The sequence below is a fragment of the Variovorax sp. Root434 genome (genome assembly GCF_001426595.1).
In the GTDB taxonomy this organism is placed as follows: Bacteria; Pseudomonadota; Gammaproteobacteria; order Burkholderiales; family Burkholderiaceae_C; genus Variovorax.
In genome coordinates, this window is record NZ_LMEK01000004.1 from 123,970 (window position 1) to 135,796 (window position 11,827).

Below are 11,827 nucleotides of genomic sequence, written 5' to 3' on the forward strand. Positions count from 1 at the left end.
AGTCTTGACGCGACGCCGCCCGGGGCGACACTGAAGGCATGAACACCACCAGCCCATCGACTGCGATCGTCGGGGTCGCCGTGGCGTTGGGCATCGGCCTCATCGTCGGCATCGAGCGCGAGCGCCGCAAGGGTGACGGCGACCGGCGCGCGGCCGCGGGGTTGCGCACCTTCGCCATCGTGGCGCTGGCTGGGGCCGTCGCGCAGATCCTGCCCGTCCTTGCGCTCGTTCCCATCGGGGGAGCGCTCGTCGCCATCCTGGCAGCCGTGTCGCACTGGAAGAGCCGCTCGCAAGACCCGGGCATGACCACCGAGATCGCCCTGTTCGCCACGTACCTGATCGGCGTGCTGTGCGTCATCGAGCCCTCGCTGGGTGCGGCCTGTGGAACCGGCTTGGCGCTGTTGCTGGCGGCGCGCCGCAGGCTTCACCGGTTTGCGACGGAACTGCTCGGCGAGCAGGAGCTCCACGACGGCGTTCTGCTGGCAGCGCTCGCCCTCATCGCGCTACCGCTCATCCCCTCCCGGCCCATCGAGATGCTCGGCGGCATCAATCCGCGGCCGCTGGCTTCCATGGTGCTGCTGATCATGGCGATACAGGCCGCGGGACAGGCCGCGGTGCGATGGCTTGGCGTGCGCGGCGGCATGCTGGGCGCGGGCTTTGCGTCAGGGTTCGTGTCGAGCACGGCCACCGTGGCCTCGTTCGGCAACCGTGCGCGCGATCAGCCGCTGCACACCGGCCTGCTGGCCGGCGCCGCGGCCTTGTCGGCGGTGGCCACGTGGGTGCTGGCCCTGGCGATGACCGCCGCGTTGTCGCCGCAGGCCGGGCTCGCGCTGTTGCCGATGGCACTTGCCGGCGCGGCAGGCGCTGCGGCCGCGGGCCTGTTGCCGCTTCTGTTTTCCCGACCATCCGCGGCGATCGAGCCGCCCGCCAGCACGCGCAGCGCGCTGCGCCCTCGCGAAGCACTGGCCGTCGCTCTGGCGCTGGCGCTCGTTGCGCTCCTGGTCGGCACGGCGCAGCGACACTTCGGCGACACCGGTCTGCAGGTCGGCATCGCACTCGCGGCGCTGGTCGACGCGCACGCGCCCGTGGCCTCGCTCGCCTCGTTGCATGCGGCCGGCGCCTTGTCCGCGGATCAGTTCGTCCGCGGCGTGCTCGTGGCGGTCGGAGCCAACACGCTCACACGCTGCGCAGTGGCGCTGGCTGCCGGCGGCAGGGCTTATGCGCTGCGCGTGGCGGCCGCGCTGGCGGCGAGCCTGGCCTGCGCTTGCGTAGCGGCCTGGCTCGGGGGGTGAGAAGCTTCATGCCCTTCCGGCACCTTGATCCAACGCAAGACGCCGGGCTCGGCAGACATCTAGAGTTCCCCTGATTCACCAAATACATCCGCATCGCGCGACGCGGTACCGACACGGGCCGCAGATTCAGGAGAAGAATCCATGGCACGTCGTTACCCGATTACCGACATCACCATCCGGATCCCGTTCGGGACCACGGAACCGGGGCGCACCGCCCTGCTCCAGGCCACTGGCATTCCGCTGGAAGCGGGCTTGGCGGACACCGAACGCATGTCCGCTGCGCATGGTTCCTGAAATGAACACACTGCGCTCAATCCTCGTTCACCTGGACGGCACGGACCGCGCCGAAGTACGGCTGCGGCTTGCGCACCGGCTCGCTGCCATGCACGAGTCGGCATTGACCGCGCTATTCGCCGTATCCCCGTCCGTGCTGGCGGTGCTGCCGTTGATGGGCGGGATTCCGTCGATGCCGATGGCCGGAGAGATCGATCCCGACCACCGCGCCCATGCCGCAGCGGTGTTCGAGCGCCTTCTGCAAGACCACGCCAACCGCAGCGACTGGCGCGAACTGCGCGGCGAACCCGTCATCGAGAGCTTCGTCCGCCGCGCGCTCACCTGCGACCTCATGGTTCTGGGGCAACGCAATCCGCGGGACGCGGCCGGCTTCGATGTGCCCGGCGACTTCGTCGAGGCAGTCATGCTCGGCAGCGGCAAGCCTGCGCTGATCGTTCCCTTTGCCGGCAGGGTGTCCCCGAAGCCGGAGAAGGTGCTGGTCGCCTGGCGCCCGACACGCGAGTCCGCCCACGCACTCACCACGGCCCTGCCCGTGCTGCAGGCGGCGAAGGAGGTCCACCTGGTGGCTTCTGCAGACAGCGAAGACCCCGTGCCGCCGATGTCCCGGCTGCGGGATTACCTGCGCCTGCACGGCATTGGGCAGGTGCAGGAGCACCGGGCCCTGGAAGACAGCAGGCACTCTGGCGAAGCGCTGCTGTCGCTGGCGGGGAAGATCGGCGCCGGATTGATCGTCATGGGCGGCTATGGCCATAGCCGTGCGCGCGAACTCGTGCTCGGAGGCGCCACCCGCGCGATGCTGGAATCGGCCACGGTCCCGGTCTGGATGGCGCACTGAGCGGCTGCGCCCGCCAAAACTTCGTCCAGCGCCTTTCCAGCAGACTGGTGCAGGCCGCACTCTTCTCGTCGAACTGCACCTCGAAGTTAGGGTGCACCAGCACATCGCCGGCGGCTTGATGGTCGAAGTAGCGCGCGCGTGCGCCGTCATCGAGCAGGCGCAGCAGGTCACCGCGATTGCGCTGCATCGAGATGTCGAACACGTTGACTTCGTCGCCGGCTTGTCCCTGAACACGGCCGAGCAGCGCGATATCGCGCTTGAGCCCCGTTACGAGTTCAGCCGGCCCGGGCTCGTGCAACCGCCACTGCACGACGGCGCAGAGGCCGTCGGCGTCGCCATTGCAGACATCGAATCGCCGGACCACGGCTCGGTCCCCTGTCCTCGTGCCTCAGCCCGGGATGCGCCAGGCCCCATCGGCCTGCCGGCACGCGCTGCCGCCGATGCTGTCGGACCGCCCGCCGACCGACACTTCCAGCTTGAAGTTGCGGCACCGGGCGCCGCGCTGGTCGAAGCTGCGCGTGGGCGTGAACACGAAGCTGTCGCCCGTCTCGCGATTGCGCCAGACAGAGGACTCGCCGTTCGCCAGCGTTTCAAGTGCGCTCGCCGCGCGGCGGCGGTCGTTGTCGTCCATCGCCCTGGCCGCCACGCTGCCGGGCGCCGTACCCGCGAGAGTTCCGGTGAGCATGCTGCCGGCTGGCGTGCGCCCGGGAAAGCTGCCGCAGGCGGCCAGCGCCAGTGCAACGCACGAAGCGGAAAGCACCGGTGCAAGTTTCATTTGCATCTCCTGGGCGCAGGGCCGTTCAGGCGTAGGAACGCAAGCGTCGCGAAAAATCCGCCAGCGGCGCGATGCCGCTCGCCTCGGCGCGCTGGCACCAGTCCTGCAATTGCCGGGCGAGCTGCTCGCCGGTGGTCGTGGAACGGCTCCACAAGGCGGTCAGTTCCCCACGCATCGAGTACATCGTAGCCAGCGCTTGCGATGTGTTCAATGCCTGCATCACCTGCTGGTAACGCGACGGGCCGAGCAGGCCCTGGTCCTTGCCCAGCAATGGCTTCACCGCCTTGAGGGCACGCGCGGCTTCAGGCGACATGCGGCGCAGTCGATCGAGCTCCACTGCGCAGGCCTTCTTCAGCGAGCGCGTGTAGTTCGACAGCACGTCGTAGTGGCAGCGGATGACTGCCTGCACCGTGGCGAGATCGACATTTGCCTTGGGCGCAACAAGGCGCGGCGTGGGTGCCACGTGCTTCACCGTCGCCAGCCCCAGGGCCTGCAACGTGCGGATGTAGAGCCAGCCAATGTCAAACTCGAACCACTTGCTCGAGAGCTTGGCCGAGCTGGGAAAGGCGTGGTGGTTGTTGTGCAGCTCCTCCCCGCCGATCAGGATGCCGATCGGCGAAATGTTCGTGCTGGCGTCACGGGCGGGCCAGTTGCGGTAGCCCCAGTAGTGGCCGATGCCGTTGACCACGCCGGCCGCCCAGAACGGGATCCACGCAATCTGCGTGAGCAAGACCAGGCCGCCCGGCACCACGCCGAAGAGTGCCATGTCCACGATGCCCATCAGCACGATGCCGAGGATCTTGTGCTTCGAATAGAGATTGCGCTCCAGCCAGTCGTCGGGCGTGCCGTGGCCGTAGCGCTCGAGCGTTTCCGCATGCCCCGCTTCGCGCACGTAGAGGAACACACCGCCCCACAGCACCCTGTTGAGCCCGTACACCTGCGGACTGTGCGGGTCTTCAGGTGTTTCACACTTGGCGTGGTGCTTGCGGTGCACCGCGGCCCACTCTTTCGTCACCATGCCGGTGGTCAGCCACAACCAGAAGCGGAAGAAATGGCTCGCCGCCGGATGCAGGTCGAGAGCGCGATGCGCCTGGTGGCGGTGCAGGAAGATGGTGACCGAAGCGATGGTGACGTGCGTGAGCGCCAGCGCGGCCAGCACCACGCCCCACCAGGAAAGATCGAGAGCGCCGGAATAAAGCAGGGATTGCATTCGTACCTCGTGAATAGTGCGGACGATTTTGCGGACTGCACTGGCTCCGGGCTTTGATGCAGGTCAACACGCCTGACTCCCATCGCCCACCTGCGAGATCACCCGTCGGGTCTTGCCGCTGCGCCCACAATCCGCGCCTTGTGCAGGGTCCGTCCGGTCTGCGCGCCCTCGGGTTGACGTGCATCAAGCCCAAGGCCGGCGCTGCGTCGCACCATGGACGATCACTTCGGAGCCTCCCTTGAGCATTCGTCACCTCGACCGCCTGCTGTCGCCGGCCTCCGTTGCCGTGTTCGGCGCTTCCAACCGGCCAGGCAGCGTCGGCGCCACGGTCTGGCGCAACCTGCGCGCCGGCAGCTTCGCGGGGCCGGTGTACGGCGTGAACCCGAAGCACGGCTCGCTCGATGGCGTGCCCATCTTCTCCAGCGCGGTGCATCTTCCCGCCGCGCCCGACCTGGCGTTGATCTGCACGCCGCCGGCCACTGTGGTGCCATTGATCGCGGAACTCGGCGCGCTCGGCACCCGCGCGGTGGTGATCGTCACGGCAGGGTTGAGCGCGCAGCAGAAACAGGCCGCGCTGGAGGCGGCGCGCCCCTTCACGCTGCGGCTGCTCGGCCCCAACTGCCTTGGGCTGCTCAGTCCCCACATTGGCCTGAACGCGAGCTTCGCGCACGCCGATGCGCTGGCGGGCGACGTGGCCTTTGTCTCGCAGTCGGGTGCGCTGGTCACGGCCGTGCTCGACTGGACGCGTAGCCGCGGCGTCGGCCTGTCTCACCTGATCTCGCTGGGCGACCATTGCGACGTCGACTTCGGCGACCTGCTCGACCACCTGGCCAGCGATGCGCGCACGCGGTCGATCCTGCTGTACGTGGAGGCGATCGAATCGCCGCGCAAGTTCATGTCGGCCGCACGGGCGGCCGCGCGCAACAAGCCGGTGATCGTGGTGAAGGCCGGACGCGCGGGCAACGGCATGAAGGCCGCGGCCTCGCACACGGGCGCGCTGGCGGGTTCCGACACCGTCTACGACGCCGCCATCCGGCGAGCCGGCATGCTGCGCGTCGATACCTTGCAGGAGCTTTTCATCGCCGCGGAAACGTTGTCGCGCTTTCGCAGCAACCGGCACAGCACGCTCACGGTCATGACCAACGGCGGCGGCGCCGGCGTGATGGCCGCCGACGCCGCCGCGCGTGAAGGAGTCACGCTCGCCGACCCGGGTACGAACTTGCTGGCCCGTCTCGACGCGGTGCTGCCTGCGAACTGGTCACACGTCAACCCGATCGACATCATCGGAGACGCACCGGTCGAGCGTTATGCCCAAACACTCTCAGCCCTGCTGGCTGATGAATCGGCGGGCGCGGTGCTCTTCATGCATGCGCCGACGGCCATTGTGCGCAGCGAGGACATTGCGCGCGCCTGCCTGCCGCTGGTGCGCAGCCACGCTTCGCGCGTGATGAGCACCTGGCTCGGCGACAACGCGGTGGCGCAGGCGCGCAAGCTCTTCGAGGACGCGGGCGTGGCCGACTACGCCACACCGGAAGAGGCGGTGCACGCCTTCGCGATGCTGCAGACTTACCGGCGCAACCAGGAGACCCTGATGGAAACGCCGAGCGCCAGCCGCAACGCCGCGCCGGACAGCGCATCGGTGCGGGCAACGCTCGCCGCCGCCATGGCCGAGGGGCGCGAGTGGCTGGGCGAGCAGGAGGCAAAGACGCTGCTGCAAGCCTACGGAATCGAGACGGTGCCCACGCTGGCAGTGGCAGCGACTGCCGAGGCGGCCGTCGAGGCGGCTCGCGGGCTGGGCTACCCGGTGGCGCTCAAGATCCTGTCGCGCGACATCACCCACAAGTCGGACGTGGGCGGCGTGCGGCTCGGGTTGTGCGATGAAGCCGCCCTGGGAAAAGCCGCCTGCGAGATGCTCGACATGGTGCGAACCGCCAGGCCGCTGGCGCGGATCGATGGCTTCACCGTGCAACGGACAGTGCACCGCCCACATGCGCAGGAAGTCATCGTCGGCGCGAGCATAGACAGCGTTTTCGGCCCCGTGATCCTCTGCGGCCAAGGGGGCACGGCAGTCGAGGTGGTCGGCGACACGGCCATCGCGCTGCCGCCGCTGAACCGCGCGCTCGCGCACGAACTGGTGTCGCGCACGCGCGTGGCACGTCTTCTTGCGGGCTTTCGCGACCATCCGCCGGCCCGGCTCGATGCGCTGTACGACGTGCTCATCGCGGTGTCGCAGATGCTGGCCGATCTGCCGGAGCTGGCCGAGCTGGACATCAACCCACTCTGGGTCGACGAGAACGGCGCGCTGGCGCTCGACGCGCGCGTGCGGCTTTCGCCCACGCCGGTGAGCGGCGCGGAGCGCTTCGCCATCCTGCCTTACCCCGCGCAGTGGGTGCGCGCGCAGACCTGGAATGGTCGTGCGATCGTGGTCAGGCCGATCCGGCCCGAGGACGAGGCGCAGCACCGGCGCTTTCTCGAGTCGCTGGATGCGGAAGACGTCCGCATGCGTTTCTTCACCACCCGCAAGGGACTGCCGCGCAGCGAGCTCGCGCGCCTGACTCAGATCGACTACGACCGCGAAATGGCCTTTATTGCCGAGGCCACCGACGCACAGGGCGGCGCTGAGACGCTGGGCGTGGCCCGCACGGTGAGCGACCCCGACAATGTGGAGGCCGAGTTCGCGATCGTCGTGCGCTCCGACCTCAAAGGCCGAGGACTGGGCACCATGCTGTTCGAATGCTTGATCGAACATGCGCGCCGCCGCGGCATCGAGCGGCTGGTCGGCCTCGTGCTGCGCGAGAACACCCGCATGCTGAAGCTTTCGGCTGCGATGGGCTTCAAGGCCGATCCGGCTGAGCCGCCCGCATCGGGCCTGCGGCGGATGGTGTTGGAGCTGAAGACTTCAGCAAGCCCACCGCCTTTGTCGGCGTGAACCCGTAGAAGCGCCCGTTGAGGTTGCGCGCAACCTCAACGATGTCTTCGTCGCGCCAGCCGAACGAAGAGGCCAGCAGCCAGCGCCGCCGCCAGCATGAGCCCGACGGTCAGGCGAGGTTTGACGGTCTTCCACAGGCGTGCGGGCCATGCGGCCCGCCGTGATTCAGGCGGCGGTTGCGACAGAGGCTTCTGCCGGCGCGAGGTCGGCTTCCTCTGCATGCGAGGCATGCACCAGCAGCACGGGAATCGGGGAACCGTCGCGCAATACATGCAGATGACCGGAAGTCTCCACGCGCCATGGCGCACCGGTTCGGCACGCATCAAGCCGCCAGCGAGTTGGAACGATGTTGATGTGGCGCAAGACCGGCATCACCGCGCGGCGGGAGAATTCGCCTGCCCGGCCGGCTCCGAGAAAAAAGGACACCCGCCCTGCCCTGATCTTCAAGAAAGGATTGCCATGAACCCGGACATTCAACTCAGACACGATGTCTTCGCCCAGCTCAACTGGGATCCGGCCGTCAACGCCTGCGATGTCGACGTGCGCGTGACCAATGGCGTGGTGACCCTGGTTGGCAGGGTGGCCGACGAGGCCCAGCGGGCAGCCGCGGAACGCGCCGCACGCCGCACCGTGGGCATGACGACGCTGCTGAACGGGCTTACCGTCCGGCCTGCAGCGGAGATCGCGCGGTGATCGCGGCCATCGACCGGGGGCTGCTGTAGCCGCGCGCGTCAGTGCGCCATCAACAGGGGAATTCCGGCCTGCATCAGCATGTCGCGCGTCACGCCGCCCAGCAACTGCTCCCGCACGCGGGCATGGCCATACCCCCCCATCACGAGCAATTCGCAGCCCAACGCCTCGGCGCGATCCAGCAGGACGTCGGCAAAGCGCAGCGATGTGGTCAGGCGCTCGACGTTGGCCTGGACGCCGTGCCGCAGCAGCCAGCCGCTCATCTCCACCGGGTTCAGCGCATCCGCCGGATTCGCGTCACCGTCCCGAAGGAGAGATACCAGCGTGACGTGAGCTGCCTTGCGCAGCAGTGGCATCGCACCGCGCAGCGATATCGACGCCTCCCTGCTCCCGTCCCAGGCCACCAGGATCCTGTCCAGGCCTTCCTTGACGCAGCCCGTGCTCGGAACGATGAGAACGGGCCGGCCCGCGTTCAGCATGACTTCCTCGGGCAGCCGACGCTCCGCGCTGCCCACGGCCGCGGCCTCGTCCGCCTGCCCCACCACGACCAGGTCGCTGGCCCTGGCGAGATGGACGACAGCCTGTACAGGCTCGCCGTCCACCAGCCGCGCATCGCAGGACAACGGGGTGGGCCTCAGCCGACTACGAAACACGTGCGCAACGGTTTCGGCCCGCCTACGCAGGTACAGGGAGGCCTCGACGAGGGCACTGCCGGCCGGCTCTTCCGAGCAAGGACGTGAAGGCGCCGGGGTGCACCCGGTCGGCACGATGCCCATGAGGTGGCTGCGATGCAGTCTTGCGATCCTCGCCGCAAGCAGGGTACGAGCCTCGCACCGCTCGGTGTGGTCGAGGTGCACGGAGATGGTCGAGAGCGTCACGCTCGGCCTCGCGTCGCGGTGGCCTTGCGACCGGCATGCCGCTGGCGTACGGAGGGTGTCCTGGCCAGCGCGACGTGGAGGGTGCGCAACGCATCGCTCACCGCGGTTCGCCGGGATGGTGGCGTTTCGACCACCGGCGAAGCGCAGGCAACCCCGTCCGTATCCGGGCACTGCAACGCGCGCATCGGCGCCATGGCCAGCGCGTGCCAGTCCTCGGCGCGCGTGACGGCATCAGCCTCCGCGCGGGTCAGCGCAATGCCGTCCTGCAGCAGGCGCGATCCGATCGTCTCGAACATCTCGAGCGAGTGCAGCCAGATGCTGCATTGCGCCTTGCACAGCGCCAGCGGAAAAGTGAAGTCGGTGCTCATGGTGTGTCCTCTCGCCCGNCTCGAACATCTCGAGCGAGTGCAGCCAGATGCTGCATTGCGCCTTGCACAGCGCCAGCGGAAAAGTGAAGTCGGTGCTCATGGTGTGTCCTCTCGCCCGAAGGGCGCTCACACGAATGCTGACGCGGCGCCGCCCCGCCCGGCTTGCGCGGGATCAAGGCAACACAAGACCGCGCGCCCTGTATCGGTTGTTATCGCCTTGAGCGACATCAACCCGGTGGGCGCTCGCACGCCCATACTGGCGCGTCCCTACCCAGAAAGCAGTTCGACATGGCTTCCTCCCCTGCCACGGCAAATCCGGACGACTTCACGCTGCTTGACGCGTGGTGGCGCGCTGCCAACTACCTCTCGGCGGGCCAGATCTACCTGATGGACAACCCGCTGCTGCGCGAGAAGCTCGCGCTGGCGCATATCAAGCCGCGCCTGCTCGGGCACTGGGGCACGACGCCGGGCTTGAACTTCATCTATGCGCACATGAACCGCGCCATCAACGCGCGGGATCTCGACGCGATCTTCATCGCGGGCCCGGGCCACGGCGGACCGGGCGTGATCGCCAACACCTGGCTCGAAGGCACCTACAGCGAGGTATACCCGGCCATCGGGCAGGACGCCGACGGCATGCGACGCCTGTTTACGCAGTTCTCGTTCCCCGGCGGCATTCCGAGCCACGTGGCGCCGGAGACGCCCGGCTCCATCCACGAGGGCGGCGAACTCGGCTACTCGCTGTTGCATGCCTATGGCGCTGTGTTCGACAACCCCTCGCTGCTGGCCTGCTGTGTGATCGGCGACGGCGAGGCCGAGACGGGGGCGCTGGCGGCAAGCTGGCATTCCAACAAGTTCCTGAATCCGGAACGCGACGGCGCAGTGCTGCCGATCCTGCATCTGAACGGCTACAAGATCGCCGGCCCCACGGTGCTCTCCCGCATTGGCGAGGAAGAACTGACGCAACTACTGCGCGGCTACGGCCACGAACCGTACTTTGTCGTGGGCGAGCAGCCCGCCGAGATGCACAGGCAGATGGCGGCCGTGCTCGACACGGCGCTGGACAGCATCCGCGCCATCCAGACGAACGCCCGCAAGGACGGCTTTCGCACGCGGCCGCGCTGGCCCATGATCGTGCTGCGTTCTCCCAAGGGCTGGACCGGGCCGCGCCACGTGGACGGCGTGCAGGTCGAAGGCACCTTCCGCGCGCACCAGGTGCCGCTCACCGATTTTGCCGCCAGGCCGGGGCACGTCGAGCTGCTTGAACAATGGCTGCGCAGCTACCGGCCCGAGGAACTGTTCGATGCGCGCGGCGCCCTGCGCCCCGAGATCGCCGCACTCGCTCCTACGGGCCGGCGCCGCATGAGCGCCAATCCGCATGCCAACGGCGGGCTGCTGCTGAAGGACCTGGCGATACCGCCCTTCCGCACGCATGCCGTGCCGATGGCGACTCCGGGCTCGATCGATGCCGAGGCCACGCGCGTCGCGGGCAACTTCCTGCGCGAGGTCATGCGGGCAAATGAGCACCAGCGCAACTTCCGGGTGGTGGGGCCGGACGAAACCGCATCGAACCGGCTCGGAGCACTGTTCGAGGTGACCGGGCGGACCACGACCGCCCAGATATGGCCGGGCGACGACCACCTCTCGCCCAACGGCCGCGTGATGGAGGTGCTGAGCGAACACCTCTGCCAGGGCTGGCTCGAAGGCTACCTGCTGACGGGGCGGCACGGCTTCTTCTCTTGCTACGAGGCCTTCATCCATATCGTCGACTCCATGTTCAACCAGCACGCCAAGTGGCTCAAGGTGTCGCGCGGTATCGGTTGGCGGCGACCGATCGCGTCATTGAACTACCTGCTCACGAGCCACGTCTGGCGACAGGACCACAACGGCTTCAGCCACCAGGATCCCGGCTTTCTCGATCACGTGGTCAACAAGAAGGCTGAGGTCGTGCGCGTGTACCTGCCGCCGGACGCCAACACCCTGCTCTCAGTGACCGACCATTGCCTGCGCAGCCGCAACTATGTAAACGTCATCGTGGCCGGCAAGCAGCCCGCGCCCCAATGGCTGGACATCGAAGCTGCAACGCGCCATTGCACCGCGGGCCTCGGCATCTGGGAATGGGCGAGCAACGATGAAGGCGGCGCGCCTGACGTGGTGATGGCATGCGCCGGCGACGTGCCCACGCTCGAGACGATGGCGGCTGTCGACCTGCTGCGCGAAAAGGTGCCGGATCTGAAGGTGCGGGTAGTGAACGTGGTTGACCTGATGGCGCTGCAATCGCCCGCGGCGCATCCCCACGGCATCTCAGACGAGGACTTCGACGCCATCTTCACCATGGACAGGCCCGTGATCTTCGCGTTCCACGGCTACCCGGCACTGATCCACCGGTTGATCTACAAGCGGCGCAACCATCCCGGCTTCCACGTCCACGGCTACTGCGAGGAAGGCACGACCACCACGCCCTTCGACATGACGGTGCTCAACCGGCTCGACCGCTTCCATCTCGCCGCCGATGCCATCGCGCGCGTGCCGAGGCTGTGCGACAGCGCGGGCCAC

The 11,827-nt window shown here is 68.0% G+C and carries 12 protein-coding genes; 6 read left to right on the forward strand and 6 right to left on the reverse strand.

Annotation, left to right across the window (positions count from 1 at the left end; translation table 11 throughout):
- Positions 1-38 precede the first annotated feature (38 nt).
- From ASD05_RS06165 to ASD05_RS06170, 3 genes are all read left to right on the forward strand, one after another.
- Complete coding sequence (locus ASD05_RS06165) at positions 39-1,292, forward strand: MgtC/SapB family protein (protein WP_056589150.1); 1,254 nt, start codon at positions 39-41, stop codon at positions 1,290-1,292.
- Between the two features lie 141 nt (positions 1,293-1,433).
- A complete protein-coding gene (locus tag ASD05_RS29965) occupies positions 1,434-1,586 on the forward strand; it encodes a hypothetical protein (RefSeq protein ID WP_157609977.1) in 153 nt (50 codons plus the stop codon).
- Position 1,587: 1 nt separating this feature from the next.
- A complete protein-coding gene (locus ASD05_RS06170; RefSeq protein ID WP_056589153.1) occupies positions 1,588-2,421 on the forward strand; it encodes a universal stress protein in 834 nt (277 codons plus the stop codon).
- Here ASD05_RS06170 and ASD05_RS30975 read toward each other — a convergent pair.
- Genes ASD05_RS30975 through ASD05_RS06180 form a run of 3 tightly spaced genes read right to left on the reverse strand, consistent with a single transcriptional unit; the run spans position 2,318 to position 4,406 of the window.
- A complete protein-coding gene (locus ASD05_RS30975) occupies positions 2,318-2,785 on the reverse strand; it encodes a hypothetical protein (protein ID WP_321165002.1) in 468 nt (155 codons plus the stop codon). The genes ASD05_RS06170 and ASD05_RS30975 overlap by 104 nt on opposite strands.
- A gap of 24 nt (positions 2,786-2,809) precedes the next feature.
- Entirely contained in the window at positions 2,810-3,196 is a 387-nt protein-coding gene (locus ASD05_RS06175; protein ID WP_056589207.1) for an RT0821/Lpp0805 family surface protein, read from the reverse strand.
- 25 nt (positions 3,197-3,221) lie between these two features.
- A complete protein-coding gene (locus ASD05_RS06180; RefSeq protein WP_056589156.1) occupies positions 3,222-4,406 on the reverse strand; it encodes a fatty acid desaturase in 1,185 nt (394 codons plus the stop codon).
- Between the two features lie 238 nt (positions 4,407-4,644).
- On the opposite strand from ASD05_RS06180, the gene ASD05_RS06185 reads away from it, so the two are divergent.
- A complete protein-coding gene (locus ASD05_RS06185; RefSeq protein WP_056589160.1) occupies positions 4,645-7,335 on the forward strand; it encodes a bifunctional acetate--CoA ligase family protein/GNAT family N-acetyltransferase in 2,691 nt (896 codons plus the stop codon).
- A 165-nt stretch (positions 7,336-7,500) separates the two neighbouring features.
- Here ASD05_RS06185 and ASD05_RS29970 read toward each other — a convergent pair whose 3' ends face one another.
- Positions 7,501-7,782, reverse strand: a complete 282-nt coding sequence (locus tag ASD05_RS29970) for a hypothetical protein (RefSeq protein WP_157609979.1) — start codon at positions 7,780-7,782, stop codon at positions 7,501-7,503.
- A 12-nt stretch (positions 7,783-7,794) separates the two neighbouring features.
- On the opposite strand from ASD05_RS29970, the gene ASD05_RS06190 reads away from it, so the two are divergent.
- The gene (locus ASD05_RS06190; RefSeq protein WP_056589164.1) at positions 7,795-8,028 is read left to right on the forward strand and encodes a BON domain-containing protein; all 234 of its coding nucleotides are present in this window, start codon (positions 7,795-7,797) and stop codon (positions 8,026-8,028) included.
- 38 nt (positions 8,029-8,066) lie between these two features.
- Here the strand turns inward: ASD05_RS06190 and ASD05_RS06195 are convergent, their stop codons facing one another.
- Positions 8,067-8,903 carry a universal stress protein gene (locus ASD05_RS06195; RefSeq protein ID WP_056589167.1) on the reverse strand — a complete coding sequence of 279 codons (837 nt, stop codon included), beginning with the start codon at positions 8,901-8,903 and terminating at the stop codon, positions 8,067-8,069.
- Positions 8,900-9,271 (reverse strand): hypothetical protein, encoded by a 372-nt coding sequence (locus ASD05_RS06200; RefSeq protein ID WP_056589169.1) that lies wholly within the window; start codon positions 9,269-9,271, stop codon positions 8,900-8,902. The genes ASD05_RS06195 and ASD05_RS06200 overlap by 4 nt, the downstream gene beginning before the upstream one ends.
- A 288-nt stretch (positions 9,272-9,559) precedes the next feature.
- Here ASD05_RS06200 and ASD05_RS06205 point away from each other — a divergent pair.
- Positions 9,560-11,827: phosphoketolase (locus ASD05_RS06205; RefSeq protein ID WP_056589172.1), on the forward strand; the 2,268-nt coding region annotated here is incomplete at its 3' end.

Excerpts from the sequence above, each read along its gene's own strand:
- ASD05_RS06165 (WP_056589150.1), top strand. The coding sequence starts at position 39 with ATGAACACCACCAGCCCATCGACTGCGATCGTCGGGGTCGCCGTGGCG.
- ASD05_RS29965 (WP_157609977.1), top strand. The coding sequence starts at position 1,434 with ATGGCACGTCGTTACCCGATTACCGACATCACCATCCGGATCCCGTTC.
- ASD05_RS06170 (WP_056589153.1), top strand. The coding sequence starts at position 1,588 with ATGAACACACTGCGCTCAATCCTCGTTCACCTGGACGGCACGGACCGC.
- ASD05_RS06175 (WP_056589207.1), bottom strand. The coding sequence starts at position 3,196 with ATGAAACTTGCACCGGTGCTTTCCGCTTCGTGCGTTGCACTGGCGCTG.
- ASD05_RS06180 (WP_056589156.1), bottom strand. The coding sequence starts at position 4,406 with ATGCAATCCCTGCTTTATTCCGGCGCTCTCGATCTTTCCTGGTGGGGC.
- ASD05_RS06190 (WP_056589164.1), top strand. The coding sequence starts at position 7,795 with ATGAACCCGGACATTCAACTCAGACACGATGTCTTCGCCCAGCTCAAC.
- ASD05_RS06200 (WP_056589169.1), bottom strand. The coding sequence starts at position 9,271 with ATGAGCACCGACTTCACTTTTCCGCTGGCGCTGTGCAAGGCGCAATGC.